We start from the raw sequence: 15,721 nt of genomic DNA, 5'->3' as shown, positions 1-15,721 counted from the left end.
AGGACATGGAACAGCCCACCCGCAGCATGCTGCCCGACGGCCGACGGATGCACCTGTCGCACGGCCCCATCGACCTGATCATCCAGGCCGATGGCGCGCCCGACGAGGTGGCGGCGGCCCACGAGCAGGCGGCCGCCCGCTTTCGGCACCTGTTGCCGGAGCTGTGCGAGGAACTGCCGCTGCTGCGAACCATGGTCGCCGCCGGGCCGTGCCCGCTGGCCGGGCCGGTGGCGCGGCGCATGTGGGCGGCGGCGGTCCCGCACCTACCCACCTTCATCACGCCCATGGCGGCGGTTGCCGGCGCGGTGGCCGACGAGGTTCTGACCGCCCTGGTGGCGGGCCGCAGGCTGGACCGCGCGGCGGTCAACAATGGCGGCGACATGGCGCTGTACATCGCGCCGGGCCAAAGCTGGCGCGTCGGCGTGGTGGTGGACCCGCTCAACCCGCGCCGCCCTGCGGGTCTGGAGATCACCCACGCCATGCGTCCGCGCGGCATTGCCACCAGCGGGCGCGGCGGGCGGAGCCACACCCTGGGCATCGCCGATTCGGTGACCGTTCTGGCGGGCGATGCCGCGACGGCCGATGCGGCGTCGACGCTGGCCGCCAATGCCGTGGACCTGCCGGGCCATCCGGGCATTACCCGCGTGCCGGCCTGCGAGCTTGCGCCCGACAGCGACCTGGGCGACCGGCCGGTCACCGTCTCGGTGGGGCCGCTGACCGAGGCCGAGCAGGAAAGCGCGCTAGACGCCGGCACGCAGGTTGCAGCGCGCATGGTGCGTCAGGGCCTCATCAAGGCCGCCTTCCTGGTGCTGGGGACGCGCATGCGGGTGGTCGGCCAGCCCGACGGCGTTCTGACGGCGCCGGAGCGCGACGAAACAAGGGAGGAACCAGCCGATGCCTGAGGTGGTCGTGCGCAAGCAGCAATTGATCGTGGAGGAAATCTTCCACGAGGGCGGCCCGCCGCCGGACGTGCCGCTGAGGAAGGCGGCCATGCTCAACGTCATCGCCAACCCCTTCGCCGGCCGCTACGAGCCCGAGATCGCCGGCTTCATGGAGGACCTGAAGCCGCTGGGCCTGTCCATGGCCAACCGGCTGATCGAGGCGCTGGGCGGCGATGCGAAGGCCATCCAGGGCTATGGCAAGGGCGCCATCGTCGGCACCAACGGAGAGCTTGAGCACGGCGCGCTCTGGCACGTCCCGGGCGGCTATGCCATGCGCGAGGCGCTGGGCGGGGCCAAGGCCATCGTGCCGTCCACCAAGAAGGTCGGCGGGCCGGGCACGCGGCTGGACGTGCCGGTGACGCACATCGACGCCTCCTACGTGCGCAGCCACTTCGACGCCATGGAGGTCTGGATCAACGACGCCCCGCGCGCCGACGAGATGATCGTGGCGCTGGTCATGACCACCGGGCCGCGCGTCCATGCCCGCGTCGGCGGCCTGGCGGCGGCGGACATTCAGGGGGAGGACGGACTGCGATGAGAGCCGACATTCGCAAGCTCATGGTCGTGGTGGACGAAATCCATCAGGAAATGGGCAGGCCCATCGACCCGCCCACCCGCCGCGCCGCCGCCGTGGCGGTGATAAGGAACCCCTTCGCCGGACGGTACGAAGAGGATCTGACGCCGCTCATGGACATCGGCGCGGAACTGGGCGCGCTGCTCGGCCACCGCTGCGTGGAGGCGCTGGGCATCCGTCCCGACCAGGCGGAAAGCTACGGCAAGGCCGCGCTGGTCGGGGAAAATGGCGAGCTTGAGCACGCCGCCGCCCTGCTGCACCCCAAGATGGGCGCGCCGCTGCGGAAAGAGGTGGAAAAGGGTGCCGCCCTGGTGCCGTCGTCCAAGAAGCGCGGCGGGCCTGGGCAGGTGCTGGACATTCCACTCGGCCACAAGGACGCGGCCTATGTCCGCAGCCACTTCGACGGCATGGAGGTCTCCATCAACGACGCCCCGCGCGCCGACGAGATCCTGGTCGCCATCGCCGTGACCGACAGCGGGCGCCCGTTGCCGCGCGTCGGGGGGCTGACGAAGGACGAGGCCAAGGGGGAAGACGGGCTGAGATAAGGACTTTCCATCCGCCGGTCGATCCGCCACAACAAGACAGAGAAACTGTTTCCGGCGGTGCAACAGGGACAACAGGAGGCATCACAATGGCTTGGACCAAGCGACTGACGCACGGGGCGGTATCGGCGGTGGCCGGCATCGCGGCCCTGGCGGCGAGCGGCCTCGGGGCCGGTGGGGCTGCGCTCGCGCAGGATGCAATCAAGATCGGCGAGATCAACAGCTACACGGCGCTGCCCGCCTTCACCGAGCCCTACCGCATGGGCTGGCAACTGGCGCTGGAGGAGATCAACGCCGCCGGTGGCGTCAACGGGCGCGAACTGGAGGTGATCTCGAAGGACGACGCCGGCAAGCCCGGCGACGCCGTCACCGCCGCCAACGAACTGACCCAGCGCGAGGACGTCGCACTTCTGATGGGCACGTTCTTCTCGCACGTCGGGCTGGCGGTGTCGGACTACGCCAAGCAGCGCGAGGTGTTCTTCCTGGCCGCCGAGCCGCTGACCGACGCGCTGGTCTGGTCCAAGGGCAACGACTACACCTTCCGCCTGCGCCCGAGCGTGACCATGCAGGCCGAGATGCTGGCCGAGGAAGCCGCCAAGCTGGACGCGACGCGCTGGGCCACGGTCGCGCCCAACTACGAATACGGCACGTCGGCCGTGGAAGCGTTCAAGAAGGCCATGGACCGCCGCCGCGACGACATCGAATGGGTGAACGAGCAGTGGCCGCCGTTCGGCAAGATCGACGCGGGCTCCACCGTCCAGGCGCTGGCGCAGTCGGAGCCGGACGCCATCTTCAACGTCACCTTCGGCCCCGACCTGACCAAATTCGTGCGCGAGGGCACCACGCGCGGCCTGTTCCAGGACCGCGAGGTCGTCAGCCTGCTGACCGGCGAGCCCGAGTACATGGACCCGCTGGGCGGCGAGACGCCGGAAGGCTGGATCGTCACCGGCTATCCGTGGGACCAGATCGACACGCCGGAGCACAACAAGTTCCTTGAAGCCTATCAGGCGAAGTTCGACGACTACCCGCGGCTCGGCTCCATCGTCGGCTACGCCACCATGTATTCGGTCGCCGAAATCCTGGAGAAGGCGGAAAGCCTGGACACCGAGGACCTGATCGCGGCCGCCGAAGGCATCGAGGTCGGCTCGCCGCTTGGTCCCATCACCTACCGCGCCGCCGACCACCAGAGCACGCTCGGCGCCTACGTCGGCCGCACGGCCGTGCAGGACGGCAAGGGCGTGATGGTGGACTTCGAATACCGCGACGGCGCCGACTACCTGCCGCCGCCGGAAGAGGCCAAGGCCATGCGGCCGGGGTCCTGATTATCTGTCCCGGTGACCGCTTGCGATCACCGGGACGCCCTCGGGCGCCGGGTGCGCGTTGACCGCGCGCTTGGCTCACGCCGCAGGGGCGGTGGCCCGCAGTGTCCGCAAGCGCACGTCTTGCGACTCCGCAGGCTTGGGGAGCCCGGCTTTCTACAGGGTGCTCCTGTACCGTTCCAAAGTTTGCCCTTCGCAGGCAAAGGACCCGCCGGTGGATTTCCTGTTCGTCCAGTTCCTCAACGGGCTCGCCAGTGCCTCGGCGCTGTTCCTGGTGGCGAGCGGGCTGTCGATCATCTTCGGCGTCACCCGCATCGTGAACTTCGCCCACGGCGCCTTCTACATGCTGGGCGCCTATGTCGCCTACACCCTGACGACCACCCTGACCGGACCGCTGGGGTTCTGGGTCGCGCTGCCGCTCGCCGCCCTCATCGTTGCCGCCCTGGGCGCGCTGGTGGAGATGACGCTGCTGCGCCGCATCTACGAGGCGCCGGAGCTGTTCCAGCTTCTCGCCACCTTCGGCCTGACGCTGATGGTCGAAGACCTGGTGGTGCTCATCTGGGGGCCGGAGGACCTGCTCGGCCCCCGCGCGCCGGGGCTGGAGGGGGCGGTGAACATCTTCGGGCAGCTGTTCCCGGCCTATGACCTGATGCTGATCGCGCTCGGCCCCATCGTCCTGGCGGGGCTGTGGCTGCTGTTCCACAAGACGCGCTGGGGCGTGCTGGTGCGCGCCGCGACGCAGGACCGCACCATGGTCGCGGCGCTGGGCGTCAACCAGGCGTGGCTGTTCACCTCGGTCTTCACGCTGGGCATCTTCCTGGCCGCACTCGGCGGGGCGGTGCAGATCCCGCGCGAGGCGGTGCATCACATGATGGACCTGCAAATCATCGTGGAAGTCTTCGTGATCGTGGTCATCGGGGGCTTGGGCAACGTCTTCGGCGCCTTCCTCGCGGCCTTCATCATCGCCGAGCTGAATGCCTTCGGCATCCTGCTGTTCCCCAAGATCACGCTGGTGCTGGTGTTCCTGGTGATGGCCGTCGTGCTCGTGGTGCGGCCGTGGGGCCTTCTGGGCAAGCCGGAAGGGGCGGCGCGGGCGGCGGTCGGCACCGCGCTCCAGCCTTGGAAGCGCCTGGGCGCACGGGGGCGGAACCTGTCGCTCGGGCTGCTGCTGGTGCTCGCGCTGCTGCCCATCTTCGCCGGCAACTACCTGCTGGCGGTGTCCACGGAAATCCTGATCTTCGTCCTGTTCGCCGCCAGCCTGCACCTGATGATGGGCGTCGGCGGCATGGTGAGCTTCGGCCACGCGGCCTATTTCGGCCTGGGAGCCTATGGCGCGGCCCTGCTGGTGCGCTTCACCGGCGCCCCCATGGAGGTGGGGCTGTGGGCCGGGCCGCTTCTGGCGGTGGCCGGGGCGGCGCTGTTCGGGTGGTTTTGCGTTCGGCTGTCGGGGGTGTATCTGGCGATGCTGACGCTGGCGTTTGCGCAGATCGTCTGGTCCATCGTCTTCCAGTGGTACGAGGTGACCGGCGGCGACAACGGCATCCTCGGCATCTGGCCAAGCAGTTGGGCGAGCGACCCCATGGTGTTCTACTACCTGACGCTCGGCATCGTGACGCTGGGCATCCTGGCGATCCGCCGCATCGTCTTCGCGCCCTTCGGCTATGCGGTGCGCGGCTGCCGTGACAGCGTGCTGCGGGCGGAAAGCATCGGCATGAACCGCATGTCGCTGCAATGGCTGTGCTTCACGCTGGCGGGGTCCTTCGCGGGGTTCGCCGGCGTGCTCTACGCCTACCTGAAGGGCAGCGTGTTCCCCGACGTGCTGGCGATCCCCACCAGCGTGGACGGGCTGGTGATGGTGCTGCTGGGCGGCATCCAGACCGTCGCCGGGCCTGTGGTGGGGGCGGCGGTCTACGAGGCGCTGTCCATCTACATGACCAGCGAGACCGACCTGTGGAAGCTGATCCTGGGCGGGTTGATCGTGGTGCTGGTGGTGGCTTTCCCCGAGGGCATCGTCGGCTTCTGGCAGCGCCGCGTGCAGCCTCTGATGTCTGACAGGGACGGCCGCGACGAGGAACCGGCGCGGGAGGGCACGGCATGACCCATGCGCTGGAGGTCCGCGACCTCGCCAAGGCCTTCGGCGGCGTGAAGGCTGTCGACGGCGTTTCCTTCGGCCTGAAGGAGCGGGAAATGCTGGCGCTGATCGGCCCCAACGGGGCGGGCAAGAGCACCTGCTTCAACATGCTGAATGGGCAGCTCAAGCCCGACAGCGGCTCAATCCGCCTGTTCGGCGCGGAAATCCTGGGCCTGCCGCCGCGCAAGGTGTGGCGGCTGGGGGTGGGGCGGACGTTTCAGATCACCGCCACCTTCACGTCCATGACGGTGATCGAGAACGTGCAGATGGCGCTGATCTCCCACCACCGCCGCCTGCGTGCCATGCTCCCGTTTGCCGGCGCGCTTTACAAGGACGAGGCCTACGACCTGCTGGAGCTGGTCGGCATGGAGGACCAGTCGGGCCGGGCCTGCGGGATGCTGGCCTACGGCGACCTGAAGAGGCTGGAGCTGGCCATCGCGCTCGCCAACGACCCGCGCGTGCTGCTCATGGACGAACCGGCCGCCGGCATGGCCCCGCAGGAGCGTGTGCAGCTCATGGAACTGGTAGCGCGCGTCGTGCAGGGGCGCGGCGTGTCGGTGCTGTTCACGGAACACGACATGGACGTGGTCTTCGGCCATGCCGACCGGGTGATGGTGCTGGACCGCGGGCGGCTGATCGTGGAAGGCACGCCGGCGGAGGTCCGCAACAACGCCGACGTCCAGGCGGTGTACCTGGGCACCGGCGCGGTCTATGGCAAGGAAAAGGGCGCGGACGCAGCCCCGCGGGCGGAGGCGGGCGAATGAAGCTGGAAATCCATCACCTGAACACCTGGTACGGCCGCGCCCACATCCTGTTCGATCTCCACGCCCGCGTGGATCATGGCGAGGTGGTGGCGTTCCTGGGCCGCAACGGAGCGGGCAAGACGACCGCGTTTGCCAGCATCGTCGGACTGGTGCCCGGCATCACCGGCGACATCGTGTTCGACGGCGTGACGGTCAGCGGCCGCAAGGCGCACGAGATCGTCCGCCTCGGCCTGGGCTACGTGCCCGAGGACCGGCGCATCTTCACCGACCTGACGGTGGAGGAAAACCTGATGGTCGGCCGCCAGCCCCCGCGCGAGGGCGCGCCCACCTGGACGCCCGACATGCTCTATACCCTGTTCCCCAACCTGGCCGAGATGCGCAAGCGCCCCGGCGGGCAGATGTCGGGGGGCGAACAGCAGATGCTGACCATCGCGCGCACCCTCATGGGCAATCCGTCGCTGGTGCTGCTGGACGAACCGTCGGAAGGCCTGGCGCCCAAGATCGTCGAGCAGATGGCCGAGGCCCTGACGGAAATGAAGCGCCAGGGCCTGACCATCATCCTGTCGGAACAGAACCTCCACTTCGCGCGGCTTATTTCCGACCGGGCGTACATCATCGAGAAAGGCCGCATCCGTTATGAAGGCACCATGGACGAGTTGGAAGCGAACCCGCAGGTGCGGGACGCCTACCTTGCGGTGTGAGCGGTCATGACGATCCGGGACGACGATACAGAAACCCTCACCGACGCCCCCGATGCGCCGGCCGGCTACAGCCTGGACGTCCAGGTGGGATTCCTGCTGCGCAAGGCCCAGCAGCGGCACCTGGCCATCTTTTCGGCGCACATGGCCGAAGACCTGACGCCCATGCAGTTCGCCGCCCTGGCGAAGCTGCACGAGGTGGGGCCGTGCTCGCAGAACAGCCTGGGACGGCAGACGGCCATGGATGTCGCCACCATCAAGGGCGTGGTCACGCGGCTGAAGGCGCGCGGGCTGGTCGACAAGACCGACAGCCCCGCCGATCGGCGGATGCACCTGATCGCACTGACCGAGCCGGGTCGCGCCCTGGTCGAGCGCCTTTTTCCGGCGGCGCTGGACATTTCCGGCCGCACGCTGGAACCGCTGTCGGCGGAAGAGAAGGCACACTTCATGCGACTTCTCGCAAAACTCACATGAAACGGTATCCTGTAACCTGAATGTAATCCTTTCGGCAGGCAGGGGGCGACGGCAGGGGAATGGGCGGAGTCTCTTGCGCCTCCGATAATGAAGCGGTTCTGGCGACCTGTTTCGTTGCGGAGAATTTTGATGTTTCGTCGTGCTGCCGCCGTTGTTGTTCTTGGCCTTGCACTCGCGCCCGCCGCCGCGGACGCTGCCGTCACCGAATACCGCTGTTCCTTCGACACCCTGCCGGACCTGTATATCCGCATGTCCGAGCCCGACCGCGTGCGCGTCGGATTGGCGCCGGGCATCGGCAACCGAGGCACGGTGGTGCGCACGGACGCGGCGCTGGTGGTGATCGAGAATGACCGTGCCGGCACGCCGATCACCTTCACCACCATTCTTCGGCCGTCGCTGCGGGCGGTGCACAGCCGGCACGTTGTGGACATGGGCAGCGTGATCCCGGCCCAGGGCAAGGGCGCCTGCGAGATCGTCTCCCGTACCCGCCCGTCCGCCGACGCCGGGCAGCCCGCCACCCAGTAAGGGCGCCAGAACAGGTGTGCTCCGCCCACGCCTCCGGCTCCGCGATCCCCGCTATTCGGCGGGAATCGGCGGGCGCCCGGGCGAGGCGTGCGCCAACAAGGCACCCAGGCCGTCGGCCAGCGACACGTCGGCGGTTACGCCCAGTGCGCGCGCCATCACCCCGGGATCGCCCAGGGAATGGCGGATGTCGCCGGTCCGCGCCGGCCCGCTGGAGATGGCCGCCGTGCTGGCGGTCAGGGTCGCCAGCGTCTCCGCCAGGGTCCGCACGGTGGTGGCGCGGCCGGTGCAGACGTTGGCGACGGGGGCGGTGACGTCGGCCTTCCGCATGGCCGCCACCAGGGCACGGGCCACGTCTCCCACGTACACGAAGTCCCGCGACTGGCCGCCGTCGCCGTGGATGGTCACCGGCTGGCCGCGCGCCAGGCGGTCGGCAAAGATGCTGACGACGCCGGAGTAGGGCGAGGCGGGGTCCTGGCGCGGACCGAATACGTTGAAGAAGCGGAGCCCGAAGGTGGGCACGCCATGGACCACGCCGGCGACGCGGGCGTGTAGTTCCGACCCCAGCTTGTCGGCGCCGTAGGCCGTCATCGGCCGAGTGGGGGCGTCGTCCTCGCGCAGGGGCAGCCGGTCGCAGTCGCCATAGACGGCGGCGGACGAGGCGTAGACGACGGGAAAGCCGAAACGCCGTGCGGCCTCCAGCACCGAGATGGTGCCGCGCAGGTTCACGTCGTGGGTCGCGAGCCACTCCTCGTTGCAGCGCTGCACCGACGCCACGGCGGCCAGATGAAAGCAGCCGTCCAGCCCGTCGGCCGCAATGCGGTCCAGCGCGATGGCGTCGTTGACGTCCGCCACCGTCAGCGCGGCGTCCGCCGGAAGGTTCTCGCGCCGGCCCGTGGACAGATCGTCCAGCACATGGACCCGGTGGCCGGCGCCCAGAAGCGCGTCGGCCAGGTGGGACCCGATGAAGCCGGCGCCGCCGGTAATCAGATATGAAGCCATGCCATGCCCGCTTGGTTTCCGCCCCGCGCGGGGCGGCCCCTGGCATGTCTTTCCCCATGTCTTTCCAGGTAGCACGGGGCGCCCGCACGATCATTGCTCCAGGCGGCGGGGCGGCGGCGGGCAGGCGTGTTACCCCATGGGCGTCGACCACGAAAAAGGGTGCCCGGACGTGGTCCGGGCACCCTTCCTTCGGGGCAGCCTTGAGCCGGCGCCGTTTACCGGCTGATGCGGTAGTTGGGCGCCTCGGCGGTGATGGAGACGTCGTGGACGTGGCTCTCGCTCAGGCCTGCGTTGGAAATGCGGCGGAACTGGCAGTTGCGCTGCATGTCGGCGACGGTGGCGTTGCCCGTGTAGCCCATGGCCGCCTTCAGGCCGCCGATCAACTGGTGGACGACGCCCGCGACCGGCCCCTTGTAGGGCACGCGGCCCTCGATGCCTTCCGGCACCAGCTTCAGGTTGTCCGTGACCTCCTGCTGGAAGTAGCGGTCGGCGGAACCGCGCGCCATGGCGCCGACGGAGCCCATGCCGCGATAGCTCTTGTAGCTGCGGCCCTGGAACAGCACCACCTCGCCCGGCGCCTCGTCGGTGCCGGCCAGCAGGCTGCCGACCATGACGCAGTCCGCGCCCGCCGCGATGGCCTTGGCGAAGTCGCCCGAGAACTTGATGCCGCCGTCGCCGATGACCGGCACGCCGTGCTTCCGCGCCTCTTCCACCACTTCCATGATGGCTGAAAGCTGCGGCACGCCGACGCCCGCCACGATGCGCGTGGTGCAGATGGAGCCGGGGCCGATGCCGACCTTCACGGCATCGGCACCCGCCTCGATCAGGGCCTTGGCGGCCTCGGGCGTGGCGATGTTGCCGGCGATGACCTGGGAGTCCTTGGACATGCGCTTGATCTCGCGCACCGCCGTCATCACGCCGGCGGAATGGCCGTGGGCGGTGTCGACCGTGATGACGTCCACGCCGGCGGCCAGCAGGGCCTCGGCGCGGGTGAGGCCGTCCTTGCCCACCCCGGTGGCCGCGGCCACGCGCAGGCGGCCCGACGGGTCCTTGGCGGCGTGCGGATAGGTGGTGGCCTTCTCGATGTCCTTCACCGTCACCAGGCCGATGCAGCGGTATGTGTCGTCGACAACCAGCAGCTTCTCAATGCGGTACTTGTGCAGCAGGCGCTTGGCCTCGTCCTGGGTGACGCCCTCGCGCACCGTGACCAGATTGTCGCTGGTCATCAGGCTGGCGACGGGCTGGGCCATGTCGGAGGCAAACCGGACGTCGCGGTTGGTCAGGATGCCCACCAGCTTGTCGGTGCCGCGCTCCACCACCGGAATGCCGGAGATGCGGTTGTCGGCCATCATCTGCAGGGCGTCGGACAGCGTGGCGTCGGGGTAGATGGTCAGCGGATTGACGACCATGCCCGACTCATAGCGCTTGACCCGGCGAACTTCCTCGGCCTGCTGGTCGACGTCCATGTTCTTGTGAATGACGCCGATGCCGCCCAGCTGCGCCATGGCGATGGCCAGCGCGTTTTCCGTCACCGTGTCCATGGCGGCGGACATGAGCGGGATGTTGAGCGTGACGTCGCGGGTCAGGCGGGTCTTGACGTCGGCGTTGGCCGGCAGGACCTCGCTGGCGGCCGGGACCAGGAGGACGTCATCGAACGTCAGGGCTTCGGGGAAGGACATGGCACCTCGCAGGGGGACTGATCAGGGTGCCCGCCAATATACACAGAACCCGCCCCGCCTCAAGCAACCGTAAAATGCCATCTGCCATGCGCCGGCCGGGAAAAGCGACGCCCCGCGCCGGAAGGCCGGGCGGGGCGTCAGACAACGGCCGTCAAGGGGCTGAAACGTTAGTACATCTGCCCCGGCAGCCACATGACGATGTCCTCGAACAGGAAGACCATCACCAGCACGAAGATCTGGATCAGCACGAAGGGAATGACGCCCTTGTAGATGTGCCTGATCTCGATCCCCGGCGGGGCGACGCCCTTCAGGTAGAACAGCGAGAAGCCGACGGGCGGCGTCAGGAAGCTGGTCTGAAGGCAGACGGCGAACAGCACCGTGAACCAAGCCAAGTCATAGCCCAGCGCCTCAACCACCGGCGCCACCAGCGGCAGGATGATGAGGCTGATCTCCAGCCAGTCCAGGAAGAAGCCGGACAGGAAGGCGATGAACAGGATGAACGCCACCACGCCCCAGTCGGGGAAGGGCAGGCCCGTCAGCAGGTCGCCGATGAACTCGTCGCCACCCAGCGACCGCATCACCAGCGCGAACGCCGTCGCGCCCAGGAAGATGCCGAAGATGAAGGCTGTGGTGAGCGAGGTCTCCCGCGCCACCTGGCGGACGACGTCCATGTTCAGGCGCTTGTTGGCGGCGGCCAGAAGCGTCGCGCCCAGCGCGCCGATGCCCGACGCCTCCGTCGGCGTTGCGATGCCGAAGAAGATGGTGCCCAGCACCGCCAGGATCAGGCCGAAGGGCGGAATGACCGCCAGCAGCGTGTCCACCACGTCGGCCCAGGTGATGCGCTCGTGTTGGGCCGGGGCGGGGGCGGCGGCCGGATTGAAGATGCCGACGCCGATCACGTAGAGCACGTAGCACACGCCCAGCAACAGGCCGGGGAACACCGCGCCCATGAACAGGGTGCCGACGGGCAGCGACAACTGGTCGGCCATGATGACCAGCATGATCGACGGCGGGATCAGGATGCCCAGCGTGCCGGACGAGGCCACGACGCCCGTCATCAGCGGCTTGGAGTAGTTCTTCTCCAGCATGATGGGCAGGGCCAGCATGGACAGCAGCACCACGGATGCGCCGACGATGCCCGTCGATGCCGCCAGCAGCACACCGATCAGGATGACCGTGATCGCGAGGCCGCCGCGCAGGCCGCCGAACAGCTTGACGAAGCTTTTCATCAGGCGCTCGGCGACGCCTGATCGGTCGAGCATCAGGCCCATGAAGATGAACATGGGCAGGGCGACCAGCACCCAGCTCGACATCTGCGCATAGATGCGGTCGACAATGACCGCGAAATCATCCCAACTGCGCAGGAAATACGTGTCGACGTTGAACCAGTCCGCCAGCCCGAAGGCGATGACGGTGAACAGGAAGGAAATGCCACCCAGCACCCACGCGAGCGGAAAGCCCGTGAAGATCAGCGTGATGAAGCTGAGCAGCAGGATGACGACGATGATTTCGAATGATTCCACGATTCTTCCCCTGCCTCGGCCCTAGTCACGCGGCCAGATCGGGCGCGGCAGCCCGAAGATGAACGCCGTGCACCGCAGGAAGCGGGCAAGGGCGGCGATGATAAGCAGCAGGAAGCCCCAGAACATGAAGGACTTCAGAATCCAGCGGTACGGCAGGCCGCCGGGGGCGGCCGACGTCTCGCTCTGGATGAAGCTGGACCAGATATAGGGCACCGACTGGATCAGGATCGTCGTCAGGAACGGCAGCAGCAGGAGCACCAGCCCCAGCATCTCGATCCAGGCGCGCGTCTTGGGGCGCAGCCGCTCGGCCACGACGTCGACGCGGACGTGCCGGTCCTCCACCAGACAGTAGGACAGGCCCAGGATGAAGCCGACGGCATAGATATGCCACTGCAGCTCCTCCAGCTGGATGGAGCCCATGTTGAAGATGTAGCGCAGGGCCACCTGCAAAACGATGACCAGGACCAGGAGGACCCAAAGCCACGCCGTCGCGCGGCCGATCGCCCGCACGAACTTGTCCAGCACGTTGGATACGCGGGTGCGTGGCAGGTTGAAGTCGGCCGGCAGGGCGTCGTGATCGCCGGCGCTGTCCTGGCGGTCCACGGGCTTTGCGCTCATGGAGTCTCCGCTATCGAAGCGACGGGGCGTTATGCCCCGCCCAGATGAGGGAAAGGCCGGTGGCCGACGCGCGCGCCGGCCACCGGTATTCAGGCGTCACCGCCCTTGATCGGATCGCCGATCAGTTGCCGGTGGTGGCGGCGTCGTCGCCGTACAACTCGGGGTGGTTGGCGCGCCAGTCACGCGGCAGGTAGCCCATGCGGTGCCACTGGCTGTTCTCGTCCATGAACTCCGTCATGCTGTCGTAGACGCGCTTGAAGTTCTCGTCCTTGGCGGAATACTCGGCCATGACTTCATTGGCGGCCTTCTTCAGCGCGACCAGGACCTCTTCCGGAACCTCGACGGCCTCGACGCCGTGCTCGTTCTGGAGGCGCTCCAGGGCCGCGCCCTGGGTGCCCTCGGCGCGGGCGATGGACTTGGCGACGCCGGCGGTGCAGGCGGTGCGGAACATGGCCTGGGTCTGCTCGTCCAGGTCGTCCCACTTTTTCTTGTTGATGTAGAGGTACTGGTTGGTGGACGGCTGGTGCCAGCCCGGCAGGTGGTAGAACTTGGCCACCTTGTAGAAGCCAAGCTGCTCATCCACCACCGGCAGCGAGAATTCGGTGGCGTCGATCACGCCCTTCTCCAGCGCCTCGAACAGTTCCGACCCCGGCAGCAGGGTCACCGACGCGCCCAGCTTCTGCAGGATCTCGCCGCCCAGGCCGGCGAAGCGGATCTTCAGGCCCTTGACCTGGTCCAGGTTCTCCAGCGGGAAGGTGAACCAGCCGGCGGATTCCGGCGAGATCGTGCCGCAGAACAGCGGAACGATGTTCTGGGGAGCGTAGATCTCCTCCATCATTTCCTGGCCGCCCTTCTCGAGCATCCAGGCGGCGAACTGCGCCGGCTCCATGCCGAACGGGACGGCGCCGTACAGGGCGGCGGCCGGCAGCTTGCCGATTTCATAGCCGGCCCAGACGTAGCCCGAGTCGACCTTGCCGGAGCCCACGGCGTCGTAGATCTCGGTGCCCTTGACCAGCTTGCCCGGTTCGAAGACGCGCAGATCGATGTTGCCGCCCGACATCTTGTCCAGTTGCTCGGCGACCCACGGGCCGGTGTCGGCCAGGGCGGGCAGCGTGGACGGGAAGCCCATGGTCATCTGCCAGCGCACCTTGTCCTGCGCCTGGGCGCCGGCCGTCACGCCGGCGGTCACCGCGGCGGCCACGCCGATGGCCAGCGCGTGCTTCGTCACTCGCTTGAGCATAAACTATTTCCTCCCTGGTCGCGTTAAGCCGGCCGTTGGCCGACCGTTTAGCAATCTTGCGGCGAGGCGGGTCCACCCGACGGACAGCCCGACCCCTTACCTATACCGTAGTGGCGCACTCAGGCTAGCCAAAGTGGCCCCCACGCACAAGCGCCGTATGCGCGCCAGCGGCGTCCTGCGCACGATTAAACCCTTGGATGAAACCGGAAACGAGATTTCCGTGCGTCCGGTGATGCGGCGCTGCCGCTTGGCCGTTTCCGGCGCCGGATGGCGCATTGCCGTGGGCGGGGGGAGGTCGGGCGAAGCGGCCGGCATGGAAAAAGGGCGCCGATCCAGCGGATCGACGCCCTTTTACATGGTCGGAGTGAGAGGATTCGAACCTCCGGCCCCTGCCTCCCGAAGACAGTGCTCTACCAGGCTGAGCTACACTCCGTTCGCCTTGGAGGCCCGGTATATAGACCCCCGGACCGGGGCATTGCAAGAGGTTTTTTCGCGGAAGAAACGGAAGGAAAACCAAGGGGGACCAACGTGGTCCCCCTCGGGCTCCCCCGCAGTGAGAGGGAGCCCGAAAGGACCGATCAGTAAGCCCGCTCCACCGTGAAATCCACGATGTCCAGCAGGCACTGCCGCACCGGGCTATCGGGGAAGACCTCCAGCGCCGCACGGGCCTGGGCGCCGTAGTCGCGGGCGCGCTTGAGCGTTTCGTCGAGCGTGCCGTGGGCGCGCATCAGCTCCATGGCGTGGGCGAGGTCGGCGTCGGTCTGGTCCATGTCCTCCAGGCAGCGGCGCCAGAAGGTCTTCTCGTCCTCGGACCCCGCCTCGAAGGCCAGGATCACCGGCAGTGTCAGCTTGCCCTCGCGGAAGTCGTCGCCGACCGTCTTGCCGAGCGCCTCCTGCCTGGCGGAGTAGTCGAGGAAATCGTCCACCAGCTGGAAGGCGATGCCCAGCGCCATGCCGTAGTCGCGCAGCGCCTTCTCGCGCGCCTCGTCCTGCTCGGCCACCACGCCGCCCACCTGGCAGGCGGCGGCGAACAGTTCCGCCGTCTTGCCCTGGACGACGCCGAGGTAGGCGGCCTCGTCGGTATCGGTGTCGTTGGTGGTGATGAGCTGCGCCACCTCGCCCTCGGCAATCACCGAGGATGCGCGCGAGAGGATCGCCAGCACCTTCAGGCTGCCGTCCTCCACCATCAGCTCAAACGCGCGGGAGAACAGGAAGTCGCCCACCAGCACGCTGGCCTGGTTGCCCCACACCGCGTTGGCGGACTGCCGGCCGCGCCGCAGGGCGCTTTCGTCCACCACGTCGTCGTGCAGCAGGGTGGCGGTGTGGATGAACTCCACGCAGGTCGCCAGGTTGACGTGGCGCATCTGGCCGGCCTCCACGCCCGCGTAGCCGCACATGCGGGCCGCGGCGAGCGTCAGCAGCGGGCGCAGGCGCTTGCCGCCGGCGGCGACGATATGGCCGGCCAGCTGCGGGATCAGCGCCACCGGGCTGTCCATGCGCTCGACGATGGTGCGGTTGACGGCCTCCAGGTCGTCCTTCACCAGCGCCACGAGGGCGTCCAGCGGCGCGGCCTTCGGCTTCTGGTTCTCTTCCACGATCGTTCCTATACTATAAAGTCAGCGGCGGGACGCGGTCCGGGTTTGGGCGCGGCCGCTCGCGCGCCGGGAGAATAGAAGCGGCTTTCGCACAGGGTC

The 15,721-nt window shown here is 68.1% G+C and carries 15 protein-coding genes and 1 tRNA gene; 9 read left to right on the top strand and 7 right to left on the bottom strand.

All coding sequences use genetic code 11. The annotated features are described in order from the left end of the window. Nucleotides 1-5 precede the first annotated feature (5 nt). The 9 genes from LG334_RS19165 to LG334_RS19125 all read left to right on the top strand — a co-directional run bounded on the left by LG334_RS19165 (nucleotide 6) and on the right by LG334_RS19125 (nucleotide 7,968). Entirely contained in the window at nucleotides 6-902 is an 897-nt protein-coding gene (locus LG334_RS19165; protein ID WP_404380525.1) for a UPF0280 family protein, read from the top strand. After that, the gene (locus tag LG334_RS19160; RefSeq protein ID WP_404380523.1) at nucleotides 895-1,479 is read left to right on the top strand and encodes an amino acid synthesis family protein; all 585 of its coding nucleotides are present in this window, start codon (nucleotides 895-897) and stop codon (nucleotides 1,477-1,479) included. The genes LG334_RS19165 and LG334_RS19160 overlap by 8 nt, the downstream gene beginning before the upstream one ends. Then, entirely contained in the window at nucleotides 1,476-2,060 is a 585-nt protein-coding gene (locus LG334_RS19155) for an amino acid synthesis family protein (RefSeq protein WP_404380521.1), read from the top strand. The genes LG334_RS19160 and LG334_RS19155 overlap by 4 nt, the downstream gene beginning before the upstream one ends. 86 nt (nucleotides 2,061-2,146) lie before the next feature. After that, nucleotides 2,147-3,379: an ABC transporter substrate-binding protein gene (locus LG334_RS19150; protein ID WP_404380519.1), complete on the top strand. Its 1,233-nt coding sequence runs from the start codon at nucleotides 2,147-2,149 to the stop codon at nucleotides 3,377-3,379. 211 nt (nucleotides 3,380-3,590) lie between these two features. Next, the gene (locus tag LG334_RS19145) at nucleotides 3,591-5,474 is read left to right on the top strand and encodes an ABC transporter permease (protein ID WP_404380517.1); all 1,884 of its coding nucleotides are present in this window, start codon (nucleotides 3,591-3,593) and stop codon (nucleotides 5,472-5,474) included. Further along, nucleotides 5,471-6,271, top strand: a complete 801-nt coding sequence (locus tag LG334_RS19140) for an ABC transporter ATP-binding protein (RefSeq protein ID WP_404380515.1) — start codon at nucleotides 5,471-5,473, stop codon at nucleotides 6,269-6,271. Before LG334_RS19145 ends, LG334_RS19140 begins: the two co-directional genes overlap by 4 nt. After that, on the top strand, nucleotides 6,268-6,972 hold the full coding sequence (locus LG334_RS19135) for an ABC transporter ATP-binding protein (RefSeq protein WP_404380513.1): 705 nt from the start codon (nucleotides 6,268-6,270) through the stop codon (nucleotides 6,970-6,972). The genes LG334_RS19140 and LG334_RS19135 overlap by 4 nt, the downstream gene beginning before the upstream one ends. Nucleotides 6,973-6,978: 6 nt before the next feature. After that, nucleotides 6,979-7,443 carry a MarR family winged helix-turn-helix transcriptional regulator gene (locus LG334_RS19130; RefSeq protein ID WP_404380511.1) on the top strand — a complete coding sequence of 155 codons (465 nt, stop codon included), beginning with the start codon at nucleotides 6,979-6,981 and terminating at the stop codon, nucleotides 7,441-7,443. 129 nt (nucleotides 7,444-7,572) lie between these two features. Beyond that, nucleotides 7,573-7,968, top strand: coding sequence for a hypothetical protein (locus tag LG334_RS19125; protein WP_404380509.1), 396 nt, complete (start codon nucleotides 7,573-7,575; stop codon nucleotides 7,966-7,968). A gap of 51 nt (nucleotides 7,969-8,019) precedes the next feature. Here the strand turns inward: LG334_RS19125 and LG334_RS19120 are convergent, their stop codons facing one another. The 7 genes from LG334_RS19120 to LG334_RS19090 form a co-directional block, all read right to left on the bottom strand. After that, nucleotides 8,020-8,967 carry an NAD-dependent epimerase/dehydratase family protein gene (locus LG334_RS19120; protein ID WP_404380507.1) on the bottom strand — a complete coding sequence of 316 codons (948 nt, stop codon included), beginning with the start codon at nucleotides 8,965-8,967 and terminating at the stop codon, nucleotides 8,020-8,022. Nucleotides 8,968-9,182: 215 nt separating this feature from the next. Then, nucleotides 9,183-10,646, bottom strand: a complete 1,464-nt coding sequence (gene guaB / locus LG334_RS19115) for an IMP dehydrogenase (protein WP_404380505.1) — start codon at nucleotides 10,644-10,646, stop codon at nucleotides 9,183-9,185. Nucleotides 10,647-10,813: 167 nt separating this feature from the next. Beyond that, nucleotides 10,814-12,169, bottom strand: coding sequence for a TRAP transporter large permease subunit (locus LG334_RS19110; protein ID WP_404380503.1), 1,356 nt, complete (start codon nucleotides 12,167-12,169; stop codon nucleotides 10,814-10,816). Nucleotides 12,170-12,190: 21 nt separating this feature from the next. Beyond that, nucleotides 12,191-12,787 carry a TRAP transporter small permease subunit gene (locus tag LG334_RS19105; protein WP_404380501.1) on the bottom strand — a complete coding sequence of 199 codons (597 nt, stop codon included), beginning with the start codon at nucleotides 12,785-12,787 and terminating at the stop codon, nucleotides 12,191-12,193. 121 nt (nucleotides 12,788-12,908) lie between these two features. After that, entirely contained in the window at nucleotides 12,909-14,027 is a 1,119-nt protein-coding gene (locus LG334_RS19100) for a TRAP transporter substrate-binding protein (RefSeq protein ID WP_404380499.1), read from the bottom strand. Nucleotides 14,028-14,383: 356 nt separating this feature from the next. Next, nucleotides 14,384-14,460, bottom strand: a tRNA-Pro gene (locus LG334_RS19095). Between the two features lie 145 nt (nucleotides 14,461-14,605). Beyond that, nucleotides 14,606-15,622, bottom strand: a complete 1,017-nt coding sequence (locus LG334_RS19090) for a polyprenyl synthetase family protein (protein ID WP_404380497.1) — start codon at nucleotides 15,620-15,622, stop codon at nucleotides 14,606-14,608. Nucleotides 15,623-15,721: the final 99 nt, after the last annotated feature.

This window comes from Caenispirillum salinarum (genome assembly GCF_044803115.1).
Lineage (GTDB): Bacteria > Pseudomonadota > Alphaproteobacteria > Rhodospirillales > Rhodospirillaceae > Caenispirillum > Caenispirillum salinarum_A.
The sequence above is the reverse complement of the archived record's forward strand: the minus strand, read 5'-3'. Positions and strand labels throughout refer to the sequence as shown.

Coding starts and splice junctions, on each gene's coding strand:
- LG334_RS19155 (WP_404380521.1), top strand. CDS start 1,476: ATGAGAGCCGACATTCGCAAGCTCATGGTCGTGGTGGACGAAATCCAT.
- LG334_RS19105 (WP_404380501.1), bottom strand. CDS start 12,787: ATGAGCGCAAAGCCCGTGGACCGCCAGGACAGCGCCGGCGATCACGAC.
- LG334_RS19125 (WP_404380509.1), top strand. CDS start 7,573: ATGTTTCGTCGTGCTGCCGCCGTTGTTGTTCTTGGCCTTGCACTCGCG.
- LG334_RS19135 (WP_404380513.1), top strand. CDS start 6,268: ATGAAGCTGGAAATCCATCACCTGAACACCTGGTACGGCCGCGCCCAC.
- LG334_RS19150 (WP_404380519.1), top strand. CDS start 2,147: ATGGCTTGGACCAAGCGACTGACGCACGGGGCGGTATCGGCGGTGGCC.
- LG334_RS19120 (WP_404380507.1), bottom strand. CDS start 8,967: ATGGCTTCATATCTGATTACCGGCGGCGCCGGCTTCATCGGGTCCCAC.
- LG334_RS19130 (WP_404380511.1), top strand. CDS start 6,979: ATGACGATCCGGGACGACGATACAGAAACCCTCACCGACGCCCCCGAT.
- LG334_RS19100 (WP_404380499.1), bottom strand. CDS start 14,027: ATGCTCAAGCGAGTGACGAAGCACGCGCTGGCCATCGGCGTGGCCGCC.
- LG334_RS19165 (WP_404380525.1), top strand. CDS start 6: ATGGAACAGCCCACCCGCAGCATGCTGCCCGACGGCCGACGGATGCAC.
- LG334_RS19140 (WP_404380515.1), top strand. CDS start 5,471: ATGACCCATGCGCTGGAGGTCCGCGACCTCGCCAAGGCCTTCGGCGGC.
- LG334_RS19160 (WP_404380523.1), top strand. CDS start 895: ATGCCTGAGGTGGTCGTGCGCAAGCAGCAATTGATCGTGGAGGAAATC.
- guaB (WP_404380505.1), bottom strand. CDS start 10,646: ATGTCCTTCCCCGAAGCCCTGACGTTCGATGACGTCCTCCTGGTCCCG.